Origin of the sequence: Chitinolyticbacter meiyuanensis (genome assembly GCF_008033135.1) — a bacterium.
Lineage (GTDB): Bacteria > Pseudomonadota > Gammaproteobacteria > Burkholderiales > Chitinibacteraceae > Chitinolyticbacter > Chitinolyticbacter meiyuanensis.
Genome location: NZ_CP041335.1, coordinates 2260280 through 2281542 on the forward strand (window position 1 = coordinate 2260280; position 21263 = coordinate 2281542).

Genomic DNA, 21263 nt, shown 5'->3' on the forward strand with positions numbered 1-21263 from the left:
GGCTGCGGAACGAGGCTAGCGGCAGACAATCCGGTTGCGGCCGCCGCGTTTGGCGTCGTACACGCCGTTGTCGGCGAGTTCGATCAGCGCCTCGGCGTGCTGTGCCGACTGGGGGTAGCCGGCAATGCCGCAGCTGAACGTGGCATGCAGTTCGTGATCGCCGTCCAGATGGCGCAGCAGGCCGAACGACACGCGCATCTGTTCCATCAGTTGCGCGGCTGCAGCGGGCTCGGCACCTGGCAGCACCACCAGGAATTCCTCGCCGCCATAGCGCCCGATCAGGTCGGACTTGCGCAGCCGTTGCCGCAGCAGGTGGGCCAAGTTCTTGATCACGCGATCCCCGACCGGGTGGCCGAAGTTGTCGTTGATGTCCTTGAAATGATCGATGTCGAGCATGGCGACGGAGAATGCGCCCGACTCGCGGCGCGCCCGCTCCAGCTCCAGCGACACCGCCTCCTTGATGCGGGTGTGGTTCAGGCACTGAGTCAGGCTGTCGCGCGTCATCATGCTGCGCAGCGCGCGATAGCGGCTGGCTAGGCCGGCCACCTTGGCCACCAGCAGATCGGCTTGCAGCGGCTTGACCAGATAGTCATCCCCGGTGGCGAGTATCTGCGGCAGCAAGGGCTGGATGCGCGCTTCGGTCGAACAGAACACGATGGGCAGGCTCAGGTATTCCACCTGCTGGCGGATCACGGCGGCCAGCTCCATGCCATTGCAATCGGGCATGTTGATGTCGAGCAGCACGAGGTCGGGGAAGAACTCCTGCAGCGCGCCGGCTACGGCGAACGGATCGTTGATCACCCGCGTGACCATGCCGCCCGCCTGCAATTGCGCTGCATGCAGCTCGGACAACGACGGCGAATCGTCGACGATCATCACCCGCAGCGCCTCGACGGCGGCGCGCCCGGTGATCTGCTCGATGGTGTCGACCAGCGTTGGCACGTCCACCGGCTTGGCGAGATAGCTGCGGCCTCCGGCGCGCACTGCGGCGAGCCGAGTGAAGAAATCGGAGTAGTACGACATGAACACGATGGGCGGCAGCTGTGGCTGCTGCGACATCTCTGCCACGATCTCGGCAGAGGTGCGCTTGTCCGCACCCAGCCGCATATCGAGCACCACCGCGTCATACGGTGCGGCGCGCAGCGCTGCCTCAAGCGTATCGCCATCGTGGTGCAGATCCACCCGATAGCCGAAATACTCCAGCTGCAGCCGCAATTCCTCGGCATAGCTGGTTTCGTCCTCAATCACCAGCAGCCGCTGGCCGTCGAGCTGGTTCTGGATAAGGGTTCGTGGCGCAGGCGGCAGTTGCTGGGGCTCGGCCGCCGGCGTGCCGGTGACCACCAGCCTCGGCGCCAATTGCCGCAATTGCGCGATACGCGGCGCATCCTGCGCGTCGGTTACATCGAGCGCCAGTGCCTCCACCAGCGCCAGCACTTGGGCCAATTCTGCGTGGCCGAAAGAGGCGGCGGTACCAGCCAGCATGTGGGCCTGCTTGCCGAGAAGGGCGAGCGTCATGGCGTCTGGCGTATCGGTGGCTTGCGTCAACGATTGTTGAAGCGCCTGCAGCCGCCCAGGCAGTTCGCCGTCGAAACGCTCACGAAGGGCGGCCAGTCGCTGCGTGTATTCGGAACGTGGATTGCTCATGGTGCGGACTGCCTATCTCTGCGCGCTCGAGTGCACTTGTAAGTATGATAGCTGAACTGTAAAAATCCTTGTTATACGTAGAAACGCGAATAAAATACGCAATATGCGAAGAGGCGAATATCTACAGCCGCAAGCGGACCCGGCTGCCCCCACGCTATCAACGACCCAGGCTGCGCGCCAGCTGGGCGTATCGGTGCGCACGGTGCAGCTCTGGTTGCGTCAGGGCAAGCTGCATGGCTGGCGTACTGCTGGCGGCCATCATCGCATCCTGGCGAGCTCGTTGCGCCTTGGCGAGGCAGTGCCTCAAGCCAGCACGCTGCGCATGCTCATCGTCGAGGATGATCCGCTCCTCTTAGAACTCTATAGCCTGACTGTGGGTGCCTGGGGGGAGGAAATCCAAGTCCGGACCGCCAGCGATGGCGTGGAAGCGCTGCTGGCGGTGGCGCAATGGCGGCCCAACCTGCTACTGACCGACCTCGACCTACCGTCGGTCGATGGCATCCAGATGATCCAGCGACTGCGTGCCGATCCGGTCTACGCTGCGCTCGCCATCGTGATCGTGACGGCCTTGTCCGATGCCGAGATCGCCCGTCGTGGCGGCTTGCCCGACCGTGTGCCGCTGGTGAAAAAACCACTTTCCTTCGATTGGCTGCGCGGTTTTGTCGACGCGCTGCTGCTTAAGGCATCCCATGACTGAACTCGCCCATGCATCGACCCTGCTCGCCGAGCAGACCAGCCACGCCCGCAACGACGTGGCCCAGATGGCCGCGCTGCTCGACGACGCGATCGCGCGGCTGGGGGAGGTGTTCGACGCCTTGGCGGCGTTGACCGCCACGTTGCCGGAATCGGGTGATGTGCCGAGTGCGAAGGATTGGCCTGCATTGCGCGGTGAGGTGCAGCAACAGGCCGCCCGGGCCATTCAGGCGTTGCAGTTCCACGACCTGGCGCGGCAGGTGCTGATGCGGCTGGATGCACGCCACGCCGGCTTCGCCGAGCTGGCCGTGATCCTGGCCGATCCCGCGCGCGCGGCCGCGCTGGCGCCGCTGGCAGAACGTTTCGACATGCTGTCGCATCGCACGGTGGTACAAACCAACCTTGCGGGCGGCGATATCGAGCTATTTTAAGTAAACGCATGCGCCCGTGTATGGATACGGGCAAGGGAGTGATCGGTGAAGACGATCTTGTCGGTGGATGATTCCCCGTCGATACGGCAGATGGTGACCTACACGCTGGAACAGGCCGGCTATACGGTCATTTCCGCCGCCGACGGCGACGAGGGATTGGCCAAGGCGCAGGCCCAGCAATGCCAGCTGGTGCTCACGGACCAGAACATGCCGGGCATGGACGGGTTGTCGCTGATTCGTGCGCTGCGGGCACTGCAGAGTTACCAGCAGGTGCCCATCCTGATGCTGACCACCGAGTCGGGCGATGAAATGAAGGCGGCCGGTCGTGCCGCCGGCGCCACCGGCTGGCTGGTCAAGCCTTTCGACCCGGTGCGCCTGCTCGACGTGGTGCGCCGGGTGCTGCCATAGCGGGGTAGACGGCAGATGCAGATCGACATCAGCCAGTTTCACCAGGTGTTCTTCGAGGAGGTGGCCGACCATATCGCCGCCATCGAACGCAGCCTGCTGGCGATCGATCCTGCCCATCCGGGCCGCGAGCAGCTGGACCAGGTATTCCGTGCAGCCCATTCGATCAAGGGAGCCAGCGCCACCTTCGGCTTTCCCGATCTGGCCGAAGTCACGCACGCGCTCGAATCGTTGCTTGGTGCCGTGCGCGGCGGCGAACTGGCGATGGACCGCGAAATCGCGGATGCGGTGCTGTACGCGAATGACGTGCTGAAAGTGCTGCTCGACGATGCTCGCGCCTATCGTCCCAGTGACAGCCAACTGATTCGTACCACTCGCCAGCGGCTTGACGCATTGATCGAACAGGCTGCCCGCCGCGTGCCGGAGCCCGAGCCGGCCGAACTGTTCGGCTTTTTCGATGCCCCGGCGCCCGAGCCGGCGCCGGAAGAGGACCCCGGCTTTGGCTTCTTCGACGATGCCTATTCGCAGCCACCGGTCGCGGCGCCTGCGGTCATGGCACCGGTGCCGCCCACGCCGATCGGCAGCGAGACCTCCATCCGGGTTGGCGTGGAACGGGTGGACCAGCTCGTCAACCTGGTCGGCGAGCTGGTGATCACCCAGTCGATGCTGCAGGAAGCGAGCCAGCCACTGGATCCGGCGGTGCATGAGCGGCTGCACCGGGCGGTGGACCTGCTGGAACGCCACACCCGGCAATTGCAGGAGGCAGTGCTCGGTATCCGCATGATGCCGATTGCCTTTGTCTTCAACCGGCTGCCGCGGCTGGTGCGCGATCTGGCTACCAAGCTCGGCAAGTCGGCGACGCTGACGCTCTACGGCGAAGGCACCGAACTCGATCGCAGCGTGATCGAGCACATTGCCGATCCGTTGATGCATATCGTGCGCAACTGCCTGGACCATGGCATCGAGCGGCCCGCGGTGCGCACGGCGGCGGGCAAGCCGGCCGATGGCAACATCGTGATCACTGCGCAAAGCCAGGGCGGCAACATCGTGGTCGCCGTATCGGACGACGGTGCGGGGCTGAGTCGTGAGCGCATCCTGGCCAAGGCCCGCGCCCAGGGGTTGCCGGTACACGATGCGATGAGCGACGAAGAGGTCTGGCAACTGGTCTTCCTGCCGGGTTTCTCCACGGCCGAGGCGGTGACCGATGTGTCCGGCCGCGGTGTCGGCATGGACGTGGTCAGGCGCAACGTGCAGGAGATCGGTGGGCGCATCGAGCTGGAATCGCGCCCCGGTGCCGGCACCTGTTTCACCATCCGCCTGCCGCTGACGCTGGCCATCGTCGATGGCATGGCGGTGACGGTGGGGCCCGCCACCTACATCCTGCCCCTCAACCACGTGACCGAATCACTGTTGCCGGAAACAACGCGCAGCCATTCGGTGGCTGGCGAGGGCGCCGTGGTCGAGGTGCGCGGCGAATACCTGCCGCTGGTCGAGCTGGCTGAAGTGCTGGGCAGCACGGTGGTGCGCGACGACGCCGGCATCGTGGTGCTGGTGGAATCGGCCGGCGAGCGCGCCGGGCTGCGGGTCGATGCACTGCTGGGCGACCGGCAGGTGGTGGTGAAGAGTCTGGAAGCGAACTATCGCAAGGTGCCGGGGTTGTCCGGCGCCACCATATTGGGCGACGGCGCGGTGGCGCTGATCGTCGATGTTGCCGAAGTGGTGCGGCTCGCCAGCAGGGGCGCCGCACAGCACGCAGGAGCCATGCATGGTTGAACTGACGCAGGCCGGCGCCGAATTCCTCACGTTCACGCTGGGGCCGGAGACCTACGCCATCGATATTCTCGCCGTCCAGGAGATCCGTGCCTTTGATGGCGCCACGCCGATCGCGCACGCCCCGGCCTTCATCAAGGGCGTGATGAACCTGCGCGGCGAGATCGTGCCGCTGGCCGATCTGCGGTTGAAGTTCGGCATCGGCGAGGCCCGCTATGACGACTACACCATCGTCGTCGTGCTCAATGTCGGGCGGCGGGTGGTGGGCGTGGTCGTCGACAGCGTGTCCGACGTGATCCGGCTGACGCCCGATGCGATCCGCCCGGTGCCGGAGATGAATTCAGCCATCGACCTGCGCTATATGCGTGGCCTCGCCGGCCATGAAGGCCAGATGGTGATCCTGCTCGATATCGAAGACTTGATGCTCAGCGCCGATATGGCGCTGTTCGATGCCTGATTCCTGGAGAAGACGATGTTCAATTCGCTCACCATCACCCAGAAGTTGTCGGCAGGTTTCGGCGCCGTGGTCGCCTTGTTGCTGTTGCTGGCCGCCGTGGCCTACATCAACGTATCGCGCCTCTCTGAGGCAATGCGCTGGGATTCGCACACCTACGAGGTGATCAACGAGGGCAATGGCCTGCTGGAGCAGATGCTCAATATCCAGACCGGCATGCGTGGCTTCCTGCTCACCGGCGAAGACCAGTTCCTCGGGCCGTATCAGCTGGGTCGGGTCGAGTTCCAGCGTCACTGGGCCAATGCCAAGAAGCTGACCGCGGACAACCCGGCGCAGCAGGCGCGGCTGGTGAAGCTGCTGGCGCAGCACAACGAGTTCGTTGCGTTCGAGCAGACGCTGATCGATCACCGTATTGCCGCTGGAAACGATACCGTCAAGATCGCCGAGCAGTACAACGTGGTGCGCGAAGGCCAGGGCAAGCGGATGATGGATGCGTTCCGTGGCCAGATCGCCGAATTCGTCGCCACCGAGCAGTCGTTGCTGCAGGGGCGCCGTGCCGACGTGCGACGGTTGGAGCAGACCACCGAGCTGGTGCTCACGCTGGGCTGCCTGCTGGCCATGATCATGTCCTTCGTCGTCGCCTACGCCATCATTCGCGGCTTGTCACGCCAGCTCGGCGGCGAACCGCGCTATGCATCGGAAGTGGTGCACCGCATCGCCCAGGGCGATTTCAGCCACCGCATCAAGCTGCGTACCGATGATGAAAGCAGCCTGCTCTACAGCATGTCGCAGATGCAGGATGGTTTGGCGCGGCTGATTGCCCAGGTCAAGCATGTGGCCGAGACCATCAATGTGGGCGCGCAGGAAATCGCCATCGGCAACAACGACCTGTCGCGCCGAACCGAACAGCAGGCCGCCGCGCTGGAGGAAACGGCATCCAGCATGGAGGAGCTGACCTCGGCGGTGAAGCAGAATGCCGACAGCGCCAAGCAGACGCGCACGGTGGTGGACGGCACCGCCGCCGTTACCCAGCGTGGCGGGGAATCGATGCAGCAGGTGGAGAACACCATGGGTGCGATCACCGAAAGCTCGCGTCGCATCGTCGACATCATCAGCGTGATCGATGCCATCGCCTTCCAGACCAATATCCTGGCGCTGAATGCAGCGGTGGAAGCCGCACGTGCCGGCGAGCAGGGGCGAGGCTTTGCCGTGGTGGCCGGCGAAGTGCGCACGTTGGCGCAACGCTCGGCGGCGGCGGCCAAGGAGATCAAGCAGCTGATCAATGCCTCGGTGGAGCGCGTGGAAGGGGGCAACCGCCAGGTCGATGCGGCAGTGGCCACCATCCGCGAGCTGGTGTCATCGATGCAGCGGGTGGCGGTGCTGACCAATGACATCGTCGATGCCACGTTCGAGCAGAGCAACGGCATTGCCCAGATCAACACCACCGTGGTGCAGATGGACGAGGTCACCCAGCAGAATGCGGCGCTGGTCGAAGAAGTGACGGCGGCGAGCGAATCGCTGGCGCGCCAGGCACGCATCCTTGCCGATTCGGTGGCGCGCTTCCGCCTGCCGGACAGCAGCGGGCGGGCAGCGGGCAGCACCGAGCCTGCCAAGACGCACGATGCCCCAGCTGAAATACCCCGGCCGTCCGCACCGCGCGACGACGACTGGGCCGAGTTCTGAGCTGCGGCTGAGCGGCCATGGCCAAGCAGCGCGACGCCGAATTGCCGACGGAACCGCGTCGTTACCACGACCACCGGTTTGGGCTGGATGCGGTCAAGCTGCTGCCATCGCACTACTTCGCCACCCAGGAAAACGTGGTGTTGGTTACGGTGCTGGGCTCCTGCGTGGCGGTCTGTTTGCGCGATCCGCTGGCCAAGGTGGGCGGCATGAACCATTTCATGCTGCCCGATGGCGAGGATGGCCTGGTTGGTGCGCCCGCGCGATATGGCACCAACGCCATGGAACTGCTGATCAACCGGATGATGAAGCTGGGCGCCCGCCGCTCGCGTCTGGAAGCCAAGGTATTCGGCGCCGCCGCGGTGGTGGCGGGCATTGCCAGCTGGCGGGTGGGCGAGCGCAACGCCGAATTCGTCCAGCACTACCTTGCCACTGAAGGCATACGCGTACTGGCCGAGGACCTGCGCGGCCAGCAGGGGCGCAAGCTGTATTTCTTTCCCGCCACCGGCCGTGTGCTGGTGCGGCGGCTCAAACAGCTGGGGAACCAGACGCTGTTCGAACGCGAAAACGCCTACTCGCGCGCGCTTTCCAAGCCGCGCGGCGGCGACGTGGACCTGTTCTGATGCTGGCGCGCGTGCTCATTGTCGACGACTCGGCCGCCTATCGCGGCCTGCTGACAAGGCTGCTGCAGGATCAGCCCGGCATCTTCGTGGTCGGCGAGGCATCGAGCGCGCAGGCGGCACGCACGGCGATCAAGTCGCTCAAGCCCGATGTGCTCACGCTGGATGTCGAAATGCCCGGCATGGATGGCATCGCCTTCCTGGAAAAACTGATGCGGCTGCACCCGTTACCGGTGGTAATGGTTTCGTCGGCTGCACGCCATCGCGCCGAGGTGGTGCTGGAGGCGCTGGCACTGGGCGCGGTCGATTTCGTACCCAAGCCGGAACAGGCTGACCCGCACGCCTTGTTCAATTTCGCCGAGCAGCTTGCCGGCACCTTGCGTGCAGCCGCCGGCGCGCGGCTCGGCTGTGCGGAACCCGACGAACCGGCCCCGGCCCCGGCTCCGCTGGCGGGGCGTGCCGAAGTGATCGCGCTCGGGGCATCCACCGGAGGCACCGAAGCAATCGCGCGCGTGCTGCGAGCGCTACCCGGCGACGTGCCTCCAGTGCTGATCGTGCAGCACTTGCCGGATCGCTTCGTGCCGGCCTTTGCCAAGCGACTGGAGCGGGATAGCGGCCTGGTCGTTGCGCTGGCCAAGGAAGGGCAGCCGTTGCAGCCGGGGCATGCCTACCTGTCGCCGGGCGACGTGCATCTTGCGGTGGCGCGGCGCCAGCGCCAGCTGGTGGCGGCGCTCTCCAGCGAGGAGCGGGTGCAGTTCCATCGCCCGGCGGTCGACGTGTTGTTCCACGCTGTGGCACGGGTAGTGGGCAAGGCCGCGCGCGCGGCACTGCTTACCGGCATGGGCAAGGATGGCGCAGCCGGCATGGCAGCGATCCGCGCTGCCGGTGGCTACACGGTGGCTCAGGATGAAGCGAGCTGCGTGGTCTATGGCATGCCGGGGGAGGCGGTGCATTGCGGTGGCGCTTGCGAGATATTGCCGCTGACCCAGATCGCGGGGCGGCTGGCGCCAAGGCGCTGAGCTCAGGTCGCGTCCGAGGCTTCCTCCAGCCATTGGCAAAAGGCGGTGATGGCCGCGTCGTTCATCGCACTGCGCGGCGTGATCCAGCAGTAGCCACGCACCGGCGCCACCGGGCCAGCCAGCGGAGCCACCAGCCTGCCGCTATCGAGCTCGGCCTGGATCATCGGCAAGGGCCCCAGCACCACGCCCAATCCATCCATCGCTGCCTGCAGCGCCAGGTAGAAATGATCGAAATGCTGGGTAGCGGCGGGTTTCAGCTCCGGCACCCCGGCCAGGGTCAGCCAGCGTTGCCAGGCGGTGGGTCGGGTGTCGGCGTACAGCAGCGTATGGCGGGAGAGATCGGCTGCTTCCTGGATCGGCGAGCGCTCGAGCAGGGCAGGGCTGATCAGCGGCAGCTCACGTTCCTCCAGAAAGGGCTTGGTGGCGTAGCCCGGCCAGTCACCTGGGCCGCGACGAATCGCCACATCGAACGGCGTATCCAGCCGGCTGATGTCGCGATCAGAGGTCATCAGCTTGAGCTCGATATCGGGAAAGCGCTGCTGGAATTGGGTGAGCCGCGGCAGCAGCCAGTACATGGCGAGTGTCGGCGTCGAGTTGATCGTCAGTCGCCGTTGCCGGTTGGGCTGCATCAGCTGGTGGGTGGCATTGGCAATCAGATCGAAGCCATCCTGCACCTGCACCAGGTAGCGCCAGCCAACGTCGGTGAGCTTTACCCGTCCACCGCTGCGCTCGAACAACTGCACGCCCAGCCACGCTTCCAGCTGCTTGATCTGCTTGCTGATTGCACCGTGGGTGACGAACAGCTCGGCCGCGGCGGCAGAGAAGCTTTCCAGCCGCGCGGCGGCTTCGAAGGCGCGCAAGGCATTCAACGGGGGCAGGGCTGCGCTCATGGTGAATCCAGTTCAAGGGCTGTCGCGGACGGACGGATGGCATGACAGTGATCGACATCGGCGGGGAATGGCATTGCGAGTGGTTCTCAGCTAGCCGCCCCCATGCACGATCGATGACGCTGCTGTGATTTTAACTCACACCCGATGTGGCGATTACTCGTTTGTACCGCGGCACGCATCCGCGTAATCTCTCGCCCCGAAGCGGGCCTTGCCGTTCAGCCTACGGCATGAAACGGCGCAGCGGCCCGCGTAGAATCAAGCCCGGCCCTGCCGGGCGCGCGGCGCCAGCCGCTTTTTCCCTGTCACGCAAAAGGTTGATCCATGCTTGAAGCCTATCGCCAGCACGTAGCCGAACGTGCCGCCCTCGGAATCCCGCCGCTGCCGCTGACCGCGCAACAAGTGGCCGACTTGGTCACCCTGCTGCAGAACCCGCCCGCTGGCGAGGAAGCCTTCCTGGTTGACCTGATCACCCATCGCGTACCGCCGGGCGTGGACGATGCCGCCAAGGTCAAGGCCGCATTCCTCGCAGCCGTTGCTGCCGGCAAGGATTCCTGTGCGCTGATCAGCCGTACCAAGGCCGTTGAACTCTTGGGCACCATGCTGGGCGGTTTCAACATCAAGCCGATGATCGATCTCTTGGGCGATGCCGAAGTCGGCACCGTGGCCGCCGAAGGCCTGAAGAAAACCCTGCTGATGTTCGATTACTTCCATGACGTGAAGGAACTGGCCGACGCCGGCAACGGCAATGCCCGCGCCGTGATCCAGAGCTGGGCCGATGCCGAGTGGTTCACCAGCCGTCCGGAAGTGCCGCAAGCCGTCACCCTGACCGTATTCAAGGTCACCGGCGAAACCAATACCGATGATCTGTCGCCGGCGCCGGACGCCTGGTCGCGCCCGGATATCCCGCTGCACGCGCTGGCCATGCTGAAGAACGCCCGTCCTGGCATCACCCCGGAAGAAGACGGCAAGCGCGGCCCGATCCAGTTCATCCAGGATCTGGCGAAGAAGGGCAACCTGATCGCCTACGTCGGTGACGTGGTCGGTACCGGTTCCTCGCGCAAGTCGGCCACCAACTCGGTGCTGTGGTGGACGGGCGATGACATCCCGTTCGTGCCGAACAAGCGCTTTGGCGGCTACTGCCTCGGCGGCAAGATCGCCCCGATCTTCTTCAACACCCAGGAAGACTCCGGTGCGCTGCCGATCGAAGTCGATGTGTCCAGCCTGGACATGGGCGATGTGATCGAACTGCGCCCGTATGAAGGCAAGGTCATCAAGAACGGCGAAACCGTCGCTGAATTCAAGGTGAAGTCGGACGTGCTGTTCGACGAAGTGCGCGCTGGTGGCCGTATCAACCTGATCATCGGCCGTGGCCTGACTGCCAAGGCGCGTGAATCGCTGGGGCTGCCGGCCTCGACGCTGTTCCGCCTGCCGCAGGCACCGGCTGCTTCGACCAAGGGTTACACCCAGGCGCAGAAGATGGTTGGCCGCGCGGTTGGCCTGCCGGAAGGCCAGGGCGTGCGTCCGGGCACCTACTGCGAACCGCGCATGACTTCTGTTGGCTCGCAAGACACCACCGGCCCGATGACCCGCGACGAGCTGAAGGATCTGGCTTGCCTGGGCTTCTCGGCTGATCTGGTGATGCAATCGTTCTGCCACACTGCTGCGTATCCGAAGCCGGTGGATGTGAAGACTCACCACGAGCTGCCGGAATTCATCCGCAACCGTGGCGGCGTTTCGCTGCGCCCGGGCGATGGCGTGATCCACAGCTGGCTCAACCGCATGCTGCTGCCCGATACCGTCGGTACCGGTGGCGACAGCCACACCCGTTTCCCGATCGGCATCTCCTTCCCGGCAGGTTCCGGTCTGGTGGCCTTTGGCGCCGCCACCGGCGTGATGCCGCTGGACATGCCGGAATCGGTGCTGGTGCGCTTCAAGGGCGAACTGCAGCCGGGCATTACCCTGCGTGACCTCGTGAACGCCATTCCGCTGTACGCGATCAAAGCCGGTCTGCTGACCGTGGCCAAGGCAGGCAAGAAGAACATCTTCTCCGGCCGTATCCTGGAAATCGAAGGCTTGCCCAAGCTCAAGGTCGAGCAAGCGTTCGAACTGACCGATGCCTCCGCCGAGCGTTCGGCTGCTGGCTGCTCGGTGCGCCTCGATAAAGAGCCGATCATCGAGTACCTGAACTCGAACATCGTGCTGCTGAAGTCGATGATCACCAACGGCTATGGTGATGCCAAGACCCTGGGCCGCCGGATCAAGGCCATGGAAGCGTGGCTCGCCAACCCGAACCTGCTCGAGCCGGATGCCGACGCCGAATACGCTGCGGTCATTGAAATTGATCTGGCCGACGTCAAGGAGCCGATCCTGGCCTGCCCGAACGACCCGGACGATGTGAAGGTGTTGTCCGAAGTGGCTGGCACGCACATCGACGAAGTGTTCATCGGTTCGTGCATGACCAACATCGGTCACTTCCGTGCCGCCGGTAAATTGCTCGAGGGCAAGCGCGATATCCCGGTCAAGCTGTGGATCGCCCCGCCGACCAAGATGGATGCCCAGCAGCTGACCGAAGAAGGCTATTACGGCACCTTCGGCACGGCAGGCGCGCGGACCGAAATGCCGGGCTGCTCGCTGTGCATGGGCAATCAGGCGCAGGTGCGCGAAGGCGCAACCGTGGTGTCCACCTCCACCCGTAACTTCCCGAACCGCCTGGGCAAGAACACCAATGTGTTCCTGTCCTCGGCCGAACTGGCCGCGATTGCATCGCGTCTGGGCCGTATCCCGACCGTTGCCGAGTACATGGCCGACATTGGCGTGATCAACGAGAAGGGTGCGGAAGTCTACCGCTACCTCAACTTCAACCAGATCGAGAGCTATCAGGCCGAAGCTGAGAAGGCTGCTGTCTGACAGGGTGGCTCCGCCCCCAACGAAAAACCCGCCTGATGGCGGGTTTTTCGTTGGTCGGGCTGCCGCGGGGCTGCAAAACCCCGGATAATGGCGGCCAAATCGTTTTCTGCGCTATTGGAATTCCCTCATGGAAATCAAGGTCAATTTTCTCGACAAGCTTCGCCTGGAAGCCAAGTTCGACGATTTCACGGTGGTGGCCGATCAACCCATTCGCTACAAGGGCGATGGTTCGGCACCGGGCCCGTTCGATTACTTCCTGGCTTCATCGGCTTTGTGTGCCGCCTACTTTGTGAAGTTGTATTGCGTTACCCGCAATATCCCCACCGAGCATATTCGCCTGTCGCAGAACAATATTGTCGATCCGGAAAACCGCTATCAGCAGATTTTCAAGATCCAGGTCGAATTGCCGGAAGATATCTCCGCCAAGGATCGCCAGGGCATCCTGCGCTCCATCGACCGTTGCACGGTAAAGAAAGTGGTGCAGGCCGGGCCGGAGTTCGTGATCGAGGAGGTCGATAATCTTGATGCCGACGCCCAGGCGCTGCTGATGCCCAATTCGGCGTCTGAAGCGAGCACCTATATTGCAGGCAAGGATTTGCCGCTGGAGCAGACCATTGCCAATATGTCGGGCGTATTGGCAAATCTGGGCATCAAGATCGAAATTGCCTCGTGGCGCAATATTGTGCCCAATGTCTGGTCGCTGCATATCCGCGATGCGCATTCGCCAATGTGTTTCACCAATGGCAAGGGTGCAACCAAGGAAAGTGCGCTGGCGTCGGCTTTGGGCGAGTATATCGAGCGCCTGAATTGCAATCACTTCTACGCCGGCAGTTTCTGGGGCGAGGATATTGCCAATGCCGCCTTCGTGCATTACCCGAACGAGCGCTGGTTCAAGCCGGGCCCCAAGGATGCGTTGCCGGCGGAGATCCTCGATGCGTATTGCCTGGATATCTACAACCCCGATGGCGAGTTGCGCGGCTCGCACCTGATCGACACCAACTCCGGCAATGTGGATCGCGGCATCTGCGCGCTGCCGTTTGTGCGTCAGTCGGATGGCGAGGTGGTGTATTTTCCGTCCAATCTCGTCGAAAACCTGTTCGTCAGCAATGGCATGAGCGCCGGCAATACGCTGGCCGAGGCACAGGTGCAATGCCTGTCGGAAATCTTCGAGCGAGCGGTAAAGCGTGAAATCCTGGAAGGCGAACTCGCGCTGCCCGATGTGCCGCAGCACGTGCTGGCGAAATACCCCCGCATTGCGGCCGGCATCCAGGGCCTGGAAGAACAGGGCTTTCCGGTGCTGGTGAAGGATGCATCGCTGGGCGGGGTGTATCCGCTGATGTGCGTTACCTTGATGAATCCGCGCACTGGTGGCGTATTCGCCTCGTTCGGCGCGCATCCCAGCTTCGAGGTGGCGCTGGAGCGCAGCCTGACCGAACTCTTGCAGGGGCGCAGTTTTGAAGGCCTCAATGATCTGCCCCGGCCCACCTTTGAAAGCCAGGCGGTGACCGAGCCGAACAACTTCGTCGAGCACTTCATCGATTCCAGCGGCGTGGTGTCGTGGCGCTTCTTCAGCGCCAAGGCGGATTTTGAATTTGTCGAATGGGATTTCTCCGGCGACGGCGAGAACTCCAATGCCGAGGAAGCCGCAACGCTGCTGGGTATCCTCGAAGGCATGGGCAAAGCGGTGTACACGGCTGTCTACGAGCATCTGGGTGCCACCGCCTGCCGCATCCTGGTGCCCGGCTATTCCGAGGTGTATCCGGTCGAGGATCTGATCTGGGACAACACCAACAAGGCGCTAACGTTCCGCGCCGATATCCTTAACCTGCATCGCCTGGACGATGCCAGCCTGGAAGCACTGCTGGATCGCCTGGAAGACTGCGATGTGGACCAATACAGCGATATCGCCACCCTGATCGGCATCGAATTCGACGAGAACACCGTGTGGGGCCAGCTCACCTTGCTGGAGCTGAAGCTGCTGATTCATCTCGCCCTGCAGCAATTCGAAGAAGCGCTGGATCTGGTAGGCGCCTTCCTGCAGTACAACGACAATACGGTCGAGCGCGGCTTGTTCTACCAGGCGGTCAATGCGGTACTGGAAGTGCTGCTGGATGATGAACTGGAGCTGGACGATTACGAGGCCAATTTCCGCAGGATGTTCGGCAACGAGCGGATGGATGCCGTGATCGGGTCCGTGGACGGCAGCATTCGTTTCTACGGCTTGACGCCGACGAGCATGCAGCTGGAGGGGCTCGACCGGCATCAGCGGTTGATCGACAGCTACAAGAAACTGCATGTGGCGCGCGCCAAGGCGGCTGCTTCCAGCGCGGGATGATTCCGGCGGGATCGTCTGGTCTGCCTCAGCCCGTAGCGCATTACGGGGCAGACCTGCCTGGCGATGCTTTGCCCTGACGGTACCAACACCGTCGCCTTGGCATTCATCTGATGGCGGACCGCCGGCTCCAACAACGAGCGGCGGAATGCGGCGTTGCGCGCGCCGTCTATTCCTGACATCGCGCAGCACTGGTGCTGGTAAGTCAAGCCTGGTCTGACAATTCCCATTGCTTCGACAAATCAGCGTTTTACGCTTCAAGCCGCTATGCGGATGTCGTTTCAGCGACAGGCCAGAGCGTGGATGCTGTGGGCCGCTCGCGTTCTTGAAACTAAATTATTTCTTTGATTGAAAGTTTAAAATTAAGTTTGTGTTATGCGTTTGTTGTAAAGCTTTCGTATTGCTATATCGAACTCAGCCGTTTTGTAGGAGCGCACTCATCGCCTTTGCAGGGCGGCCACCCGACGTGTCGACAGGCCCAGCCCTGGGCCGAACATGAGGATAAGACGATGAGTTTGAATGCCATGCTGGTTCGCCTTGCACTTGCCGGCGTAACCACCTCCCTTCTAACCACCACTTACGCCGCCAGCGATCTGCGCAAGGACGCAACGTCCAGCACCCAGGCCGCCAATGATGCATTGCTGCAGTACCTGCCATTCGCCGATACCTCGGATTTCGAGAGTGCCCATAAGGGGTTTATCGAAGCACTACCCAAGGAGGTGATCAAGGGCGAAGCCGGCAACCTGATCTGGAATCCGGAGCAATACGGCTTCATCAAGGAAGGCGAAAAAGCCCCCGCCACCGTCAATCCCAGCCTGTGGCGGCAGTCGCAGCTGATCAACGTCAGCGGCCTGTTCAAGGTCACGGACGGCATCTACCAGGTGCGCAATCTCGATCTGTCCAACATGACCATCATCGAGGGCAAGGAAGGCGTAACGGTGGTCGACCCGCTGGTGTCGTCGGAAACGGCCAAGGTGGGGATGGACCTCTACTACAAGAACCGTGGCAAGAAGCCGGTCAAGGCCGTGATCTATACCCACAGCCATGTTGACCATTATGGCGGCGTGCGCGGCGTGATCGACGAAGCCGATCTCAAGGCGGGCAAGGTCAAGATCTATGCGCCGGAGGGGTTCCTTGAGCACGCCGTGGCGGAAAACGTGATGGCCGGCAACGTGATGAGCCGCCGTGCCAGCTACATGTACGGCAACCTGCTGCCACCGGATGCCAAGGGCCAGGTCGGTGCCGGCCTTGGCACGACCACTTCGGCCGGGACGGTGACACTGATTCCGCCGACCAACACCATCACCAAGACAGGCCAGAAAGAGACCATCGATGGGCTGACCTATGAATTCCTGATGGCACCGGGCTCCGAAGCGCCATCGGAAATGCTGTGGTTCATCGAAGAGAAGAAGGCCATTGCCGCCGCCGAGGACGTGAACCACACGCTGCACAACACCTACTCGCTGCGCGGCGCCAAGATTCGCGAGCCATTGCCCTGGTCGAAGTACATCAACCAGGCCATCACCATGTGGGGTGGCAAAGCCGAAGTGTTGTTCGGACAGCACCACTGGCCGACCTGGACCAACCAGAGCGTCAACGCGCTGCTGAAATCGCAACGCGATCTGTATCGCTACATCAACGACGAAACGCTGCGGCTGGCCAACCAGGGCTATACCCGCGACGAGATCGCCGAGCAGTTCAAGTTGCCGGACAGCCTCGCCAAGGTATGGTCCAGCCGCGGCTACTACGGCTCGATCAGCCACAACGTGAAAGCCACCTATGTGCTGTATCTGGGCTGGTTTGATGGCAACCCGGCCACGCTGCACGAGCTGACGCCGGTCGAATCGGCCAAGCGCTATGTCGAGTTCATGGGCGGTGCGGATGCGGTGCTGAAGAAAGCCAAGGCTGACTTCGACAAGGGTGATTACCGCTGGGTGGCCCAGGTGGTGAAGCACGTGGTCTTTGCCGATCCGAACAACAAGGCGGCGCGCGAGCTGGAAGCCGATGCACTCGAGCAGATGGGTTACCAGGCGGAATCCGGGCCGTGGCGTAACTTCTACCTGACGGGTGCCAAGGAGCTGCGCGAAGGGGTGAAGAAGCTGCCGACTCCCAACACCGCCAGTGCCGACACCATTCGCGCCATGTCGCTGGAGATGTTCTTCGACTACATGGCGGTTCGCCTGAACGCGCCCAAGGCCGACACGGCTGCATCGGTGCTGAACTTCGATTTCGGCGATAGCGGCAAATACAAGCTGGAGCTGGAAAACGGCGTGCTGAACCATACCGCCAATGCACACGCCAGCAAAGCCGATGCCACGATCAAGCTCTCGCGTGCCACCTTCGACAAGATCGTGCTGAAGCAGACCACGGTGGAGCAGGCCATCTCGGCTGGTGATGTGAAGATCGATGGTGATGCCAGCAAGTTGAAGGAGCTGCTCGGCTACTTCGATGACTTCGAGTTCTGGTTCAACATCGTGACGCCTTAAGCGAGTACAGGGGCATGGTCGTGATCACGCCCCTTTTGCTTTGCCCGGCAATGGCTCAATGAATAGCGGTCAAGCCGGGCGCTTGCCCGTGCATGGCCACTCCAGCACAAACCTCGCTCCACCCAGCGGTGACGTCTCCACCCGGGCGCTGCCGCCATGCGCCAAGGCCACCTGCCGCACGATGGCAAGACCGAGGCCCACGCCGCCGGTATCGCGGGTGCGGCTGTCGTCGAGCCGGGCAAACGGCTCGAACACGCGTTCGCGGTCGGCTGCGGCGATGCCGGGGCCGTCGTCATCGACGATCAGTTGTTGCATTCCATCCGGGATGACCATGCTCAGCGCCACTTGGCCGTTTGCATGGCGGATGGCGTTGCGCAGCAGGTTGAGTGCTGCGCGGGCCAGCAAGCGCGGTTCCATCTGCAACTCGGGCGGGCAGGAGGGCGGCTCCACCAACGCGATGCCCTTCATCCGTGCTTCGAGTGCCACTGCGCCGAGCACACTGGCCACCCAGTCGCGGCCACTGACCGTGTCCTGAACCAGTGCGGCACCCGCCTGCTGCAGCCGGGCGTAGGACAGCATCTCGGTGATCAGTGCGTCGAGCTCGGTCAGTTCGTCGCGCATTTCGTCACAGCGCTGGCGCCGCGATGTGTCGTCGCCGGCGCTTTGCAGCAGATCAAGCTCGAAGCCCAGCCGCGCTATCGGCGTACGCAGCTCGTGGGCCACGCCATTGATCAGGCCACGTTGCTGTGACACCAGCAGCTCCAGCCGGGCCGCCATCGCGTTGAAGTTGCCGACAAGGGCACGGATGTCGGAAAAGCGCGATACCTCGGCCCGGGTATGCAGCTCCCCATTGCCGATGCGTTCGGCGGCGGCGGCCAGCCGTTGCAGATCGCGCCAGTGCCGGCGTACCCACCACCAGACGATGGCGGCAAAGCTCAGGGCCAGCAGCAGGTTGCCGGTCATCACGTAGATGCCGACGATGTCCGGTTCCTGCGGCAGCGCCACCTGCAGCAGGCTCTGCCGGTCGAGTGCGACCAGGAACACGGCGTTGTCATCCCGTGCCACGTAATCGCCACGTTCCAGCCGGATGCGCTCCGCCGGGGACAACCGCAGCGCTTGCCAGCCCGACAACTTCAGCTGCAAGCCGTAGTGCGGCTGCAGCTGGGCCAGACGGGTGGCACGGGCAGCGGGCGGATAGGTGGAGAGATCCTGCACCAGATGGTAGAGCTGGCCGCGCACCAGTTGCCGGGTGTGGGCATCCGATTCGGGCAAGGCGATGTGGACTATGGCCGCGTTCAGCAGCAGCAAGGCGCCGAGCAGGCCGCCGAACAGCAGCAGATAGAGGCGCAGATAGAGCTTCCACATCTCAGTCTTCCCACTGTCCGGGGCTGAACAGATAGCCCTTGCCCCAGACCGTCTTGATACGGCGCGCCTCGCGGCCTTCGTCGCCGAGCTTGCGGCGCAGCTTGCCGATGGTGACATCTACCGAGCGATCAAGCCCATCGAAATCGATGCCGCGCAGGGCATTGAGGATGGCATCGCGCGACATCACCTTGCCGGCGTTGCGCGCTAGCAGCAGCAGTAGTTCGAACTCCATGGTGGCAAGCGGCAGATCCTCGCCACCCAGCGTCACGCGGCGGTTGTCCGGATCGAGCGCCAGGCGGCCGAACTGCAGCGCGGTCGAATCGCCGGGCTGCTGGCGCCGTAGCAAGGCGCGGATGCGGGCTAGCAGCACGCGCGGCTGCACCGGCTTGATCACATAGTCGTCTGCGCCGAGTTCCAGCCCGGTGACTTGGTCCTCCATGCTGGCTGTCAGCATCAACAGCGGCACCGCCGTTTCGCCACACAGATCACGGCACAGCGACAGGCCGTCGCGGCCGGGCAGCATCAGGTCCAGGATCACCAGCGCAGGGCGCACCCGGCGGAAGGCGGTGAGCGCGCGGTCGCCCCGGTGCTCGACGTGGACGCGATAGCCGTGTTCGGCGAGGTAGCTTTGCACCAGTTGGGCCAGCTTGGTGTCGTCTTCGATCAGCAGCAGGTCGGTCATGGCAGTGGCCGGGCGAAAGGTGGTCGCCATTGTGCCCCAACCGCGGGCGGCGGTCGGGGCGGCGGAGAGGACGGCGCGCTTCACGGTACGCGCTGAAAGTCGATGCCGAGGCCGCTGAGCTGATCGGCGCCGGCCTCCAGCACGTCACCGACGCCACGGCCGAGGCCGGCGAACACCGCGCGCTGATCGTCCAGCGGTTGCAACAGCCGGGTGATGTTGCCGCCGCTCAGCACCAGCCAGCCATCCTGCTCGGCCAGCATCACTTCCAGCTCGCTGCCCTCCTGGCGGTATTGACCCAGCCGGGCGAGCCACGCCGCAGGCAGTGCGGATGGCGTCACCTTGCTGGCGAACAGCATGCTCTGGCCGGCAGCATTTTGCAGGAACAACAGCGCGTTGCCGTCGACCTCGCGCCATTGCAGCCGCCGATTTCGGTCAGCCGTGCCCTGTTCCCCTGGCAGGCGCAGCCAACCGTCGTCGTCACGAAAGAGTTGCATTGCTTCGGCTTCACCTGGCGCTCGCAGGTGCAGCTGGCCGTTCTGTACAGTAATTTCCAGCGGGCCCGCGCTGCCCAGCGCATCGATGTACAGACCGGGGTAATGCTGCAGGTCATCTTGACTGGGCGTATGCAGTCCGCTGGCCGGCAATTGCGGCGCAGCGGGCAGTGGCCGGCCGGTCTTGCGGGCCCATAGGCGGCGCAGCGCATCGGTGGCAAGCTCGCTCGCATAGCCGCCAGCGCTATCGCTGTTGGCCAGCACGATCACGCCCAGTTTCTGTTCGGGCAGCAGCATCAGCTGGGCATTGAAACCGATGGTGGAGCCATCGTGATGGATCATCGGCACCCCGGGCGCCACCGGTGTCAGGCCGCACGGTGACACCACCCAGCCCAGGCCGATCCGGCAATCGCCGTCGTAGCGGTTGTCGCCGTTCTGCGGTGCCAGCATGCCAGCCAGCGTGGCCGGTTGCAGGATGCGCTGGCCGTCGAGCTCGCCCTGGTTCAGCACCATGCGCAGGAAGCGGCTCATATCCGCCGCACTGCTCCAGAGGCCGCCAGCCGGCATCCCGTCGTATTCAAGCTGAATGTCCACCGATTGCCCGTCAATGTGGCCATGCGCGCGGCCTGGCGTGGCATCGGCCAGGAAGCTGGAGCGCCGCATGCCCAGTGGCTGCAACATGGCTTGTTGCATCCGCTCGCTGTAGCGTTGGCCGCTGGCCGTTTCGATCACCGCGCCCAGCAGATCGAAGCCCAGATTGGAATAGGCAAACAGCTGCCCCGGCCGCTGCGCGAGCCAGGTACCGTTGACAAGACTTGGCAGCGTGGTCGGTGTCGCCTCTGGATTAGCGCCCATCCCTGCGAGGCTGGCTTCGGGCAGGCCGGCATGATGGGTCAGTACACGACGCAGCGTGACCTCCGCATTGGCGGCGGCGACATCGGGCTGCCAGCGCGACTGGATGGTGAAGCCGGGCAGGGCGCTTGCCAGCGATTGATCCGGCGAGAGCTTGCCCGCTTCCACCAACTGCATCAGCGCGGTGGCGGTGAACAGCTTGGAAATGGAGCCGGCGCGGAACAGTGTGTCGGCATCCACCGGCGCCGGCGTGGTCAGGTCGGTGACGCCAAAGCCCTGCTGCCACACCACCCGGTCGCCATCGACCAGCGCAATGGCCAGGCCGGGAATCTGCCGCTGCTGCATTTCGCTGGCAATCGCTTGTTGCAGTGCGGCGATATCTGCCGCGTAGCTGGGCTGGACAGGTGTCGGGGCCGGCGTGGGCGTGGGCGTGCTGGGTTGGGTGGGATCGTTGTCGCCGCCGCAGGCGGCAAGGGCCAAGGCCAGCGTGGCAAGGGCAAAGGGGCGGATGAGCATGGCGGACTCCTGGTTGGGAATACCGC

The 21263-nt window shown here is 63.7% G+C and carries 16 protein-coding genes; 11 read left to right on the plus strand and 5 right to left on the minus strand.

Going from position 1 to position 21263, the window contains the following annotated elements:
* Positions 1-15: 15 nt before the first annotated feature.
* Positions 16-1644 carry a diguanylate cyclase gene (locus FLM21_RS10830; protein WP_148715580.1) on the minus strand — a complete coding sequence of 543 codons (1629 nt, stop codon included), beginning with the start codon at positions 1642-1644 and terminating at the stop codon, positions 16-18.
* Positions 1645-1747: 103 nt separating this feature from the next.
* On the opposite strand from FLM21_RS10830, the gene FLM21_RS10835 reads away from it, so the two are divergent.
* From FLM21_RS10835 to cheB, 8 genes are read left to right on the plus strand one after another with little or no spacing between them, the layout of a single operon-like run.
* Entirely contained in the window at positions 1748-2341 is a 594-nt protein-coding gene (locus FLM21_RS10835) for a response regulator (RefSeq protein ID WP_148715581.1), read from the plus strand.
* Positions 2334-2768, plus strand: coding sequence for a hypothetical protein (locus FLM21_RS10840; RefSeq protein ID WP_148715582.1), 435 nt, complete (start codon positions 2334-2336; stop codon positions 2766-2768). The genes FLM21_RS10835 and FLM21_RS10840 overlap by 8 nt, the downstream gene beginning before the upstream one ends.
* A gap of 45 nt (positions 2769-2813) precedes the next feature.
* Complete coding sequence (locus FLM21_RS10845) at positions 2814-3176, plus strand: response regulator (protein WP_148715583.1); 363 nt, start codon at positions 2814-2816, stop codon at positions 3174-3176.
* A 15-nt stretch (positions 3177-3191) separates the two neighbouring features.
* Positions 3192-4946: a chemotaxis protein CheA gene (locus FLM21_RS10850; RefSeq protein ID WP_148715584.1), complete on the plus strand. Its 1755-nt coding sequence runs from the start codon at positions 3192-3194 to the stop codon at positions 4944-4946.
* Positions 4939-5400 (plus strand): chemotaxis protein CheW, encoded by a 462-nt coding sequence (locus FLM21_RS10855; protein WP_148715585.1) that lies wholly within the window; start codon positions 4939-4941, stop codon positions 5398-5400. Before FLM21_RS10850 ends, FLM21_RS10855 begins: the two co-directional genes overlap by 8 nt.
* 15 nt (positions 5401-5415) lie before the next feature.
* Positions 5416-7080 carry a methyl-accepting chemotaxis protein gene (locus FLM21_RS21520; protein WP_148715586.1) on the plus strand — a complete coding sequence of 555 codons (1665 nt, stop codon included), beginning with the start codon at positions 5416-5418 and terminating at the stop codon, positions 7078-7080.
* Positions 7081-7097: 17 nt separating this feature from the next.
* Positions 7098-7700 (plus strand): chemoreceptor glutamine deamidase CheD, encoded by a 603-nt coding sequence (gene cheD / locus FLM21_RS10865; RefSeq protein WP_148715587.1) that lies wholly within the window; start codon positions 7098-7100, stop codon positions 7698-7700.
* Positions 7700-8716: a chemotaxis-specific protein-glutamate methyltransferase CheB gene (gene cheB / locus FLM21_RS10870; protein ID WP_148715588.1), complete on the plus strand. Its 1017-nt coding sequence runs from the start codon at positions 7700-7702 to the stop codon at positions 8714-8716. Before cheD ends, cheB begins: the two co-directional genes overlap by 1 nt.
* Positions 8717-8718: 2 nt before the next feature.
* On the opposite strand, the gene FLM21_RS10875 is transcribed toward cheB, so the two are convergent.
* A complete protein-coding gene (locus tag FLM21_RS10875) occupies positions 8719-9606 on the minus strand; it encodes a transcriptional regulator GcvA (protein WP_148715589.1) in 888 nt (295 codons plus the stop codon).
* Positions 9607-9927: 321 nt separating this feature from the next.
* Between FLM21_RS10875 and acnB the strand changes: the two genes are divergently transcribed.
* The 3 genes from acnB to FLM21_RS10890 all read left to right on the plus strand — a co-directional run bounded on the left by acnB (position 9928) and on the right by FLM21_RS10890 (position 17331).
* Complete coding sequence (acnB, locus tag FLM21_RS10880; protein WP_148715590.1) at positions 9928-12513, plus strand: bifunctional aconitate hydratase 2/2-methylisocitrate dehydratase; 2586 nt, start codon at positions 9928-9930, stop codon at positions 12511-12513.
* 127 nt (positions 12514-12640) lie between these two features.
* On the plus strand, positions 12641-14848 hold the full coding sequence (locus FLM21_RS10885; RefSeq protein ID WP_148715591.1) for an OsmC domain/YcaO domain-containing protein: 2208 nt from the start codon (positions 12641-12643) through the stop codon (positions 14846-14848).
* A 506-nt stretch (positions 14849-15354) separates the two neighbouring features.
* Positions 15355-17331 (plus strand): alkyl/aryl-sulfatase, encoded by a 1977-nt coding sequence (locus FLM21_RS10890; RefSeq protein WP_148715592.1) that lies wholly within the window; start codon positions 15355-15357, stop codon positions 17329-17331.
* 69 nt (positions 17332-17400) lie between these two features.
* Here the strand turns inward: FLM21_RS10890 and FLM21_RS10895 are convergent, their stop codons facing one another.
* From FLM21_RS10895 to FLM21_RS10905, 3 genes are all read right to left on the minus strand, one after another.
* Positions 17401-18696 carry an ATP-binding protein gene (locus FLM21_RS10895; RefSeq protein WP_187359863.1) on the minus strand — a complete coding sequence of 432 codons (1296 nt, stop codon included), beginning with the start codon at positions 18694-18696 and terminating at the stop codon, positions 17401-17403.
* A gap of 1 nt (position 18697) precedes the next feature.
* Positions 18698-19378 carry a winged helix-turn-helix domain-containing protein gene (locus tag FLM21_RS10900; RefSeq protein WP_148715594.1) on the minus strand — a complete coding sequence of 227 codons (681 nt, stop codon included), beginning with the start codon at positions 19376-19378 and terminating at the stop codon, positions 18698-18700.
* 80 nt (positions 19379-19458) lie between these two features.
* Entirely contained in the window at positions 19459-21237 is a 1779-nt protein-coding gene (locus tag FLM21_RS10905) for a serine hydrolase domain-containing protein (protein ID WP_148715595.1), read from the minus strand.
* Positions 21238-21263: the final 26 nt, after the last annotated feature.

What these genes read in the sequence shown, in the direction of transcription:
- FLM21_RS10830 (WP_148715580.1), bottom strand. Translation starts at nt 1,644, where the DNA reads ATGAGCAATCCACGTTCCGAATACACGCAGCGACTGGCCGCCCTTCGT.
- FLM21_RS10835 (WP_148715581.1), top strand. Translation starts at nt 1,748, where the DNA reads ATGCGAAGAGGCGAATATCTACAGCCGCAAGCGGACCCGGCTGCCCCC.
- FLM21_RS10840 (WP_148715582.1), top strand. Translation starts at nt 2,334, where the DNA reads ATGACTGAACTCGCCCATGCATCGACCCTGCTCGCCGAGCAGACCAGC.
- FLM21_RS10850 (WP_148715584.1), top strand. Translation starts at nt 3,192, where the DNA reads ATGCAGATCGACATCAGCCAGTTTCACCAGGTGTTCTTCGAGGAGGTG.
- FLM21_RS10855 (WP_148715585.1), top strand. Translation starts at nt 4,939, where the DNA reads ATGGTTGAACTGACGCAGGCCGGCGCCGAATTCCTCACGTTCACGCTG.
- FLM21_RS21520 (WP_148715586.1), top strand. Translation starts at nt 5,416, where the DNA reads ATGTTCAATTCGCTCACCATCACCCAGAAGTTGTCGGCAGGTTTCGGC.
- cheD (WP_148715587.1), top strand. Translation starts at nt 7,098, where the DNA reads ATGGCCAAGCAGCGCGACGCCGAATTGCCGACGGAACCGCGTCGTTAC.
- cheB (WP_148715588.1), top strand. Translation starts at nt 7,700, where the DNA reads ATGCTGGCGCGCGTGCTCATTGTCGACGACTCGGCCGCCTATCGCGGC.
- FLM21_RS10875 (WP_148715589.1), bottom strand. Translation starts at nt 9,606, where the DNA reads ATGAGCGCAGCCCTGCCCCCGTTGAATGCCTTGCGCGCCTTCGAAGCC.
- acnB (WP_148715590.1), top strand. Translation starts at nt 9,928, where the DNA reads ATGCTTGAAGCCTATCGCCAGCACGTAGCCGAACGTGCCGCCCTCGGA.
- FLM21_RS10885 (WP_148715591.1), top strand. Translation starts at nt 12,641, where the DNA reads ATGGAAATCAAGGTCAATTTTCTCGACAAGCTTCGCCTGGAAGCCAAG.
- FLM21_RS10890 (WP_148715592.1), top strand. Translation starts at nt 15,355, where the DNA reads ATGAGTTTGAATGCCATGCTGGTTCGCCTTGCACTTGCCGGCGTAACC.
- FLM21_RS10895 (WP_187359863.1), bottom strand. Translation starts at nt 18,696, where the DNA reads ATGTGGAAGCTCTATCTGCGCCTCTATCTGCTGCTGTTCGGCGGCCTG.
- FLM21_RS10900 (WP_148715594.1), bottom strand. Translation starts at nt 19,378, where the DNA reads ATGACCGACCTGCTGCTGATCGAAGACGACACCAAGCTGGCCCAACTG.
- FLM21_RS10905 (WP_148715595.1), bottom strand. Translation starts at nt 21,237, where the DNA reads ATGCTCATCCGCCCCTTTGCCCTTGCCACGCTGGCCTTGGCCCTTGCC.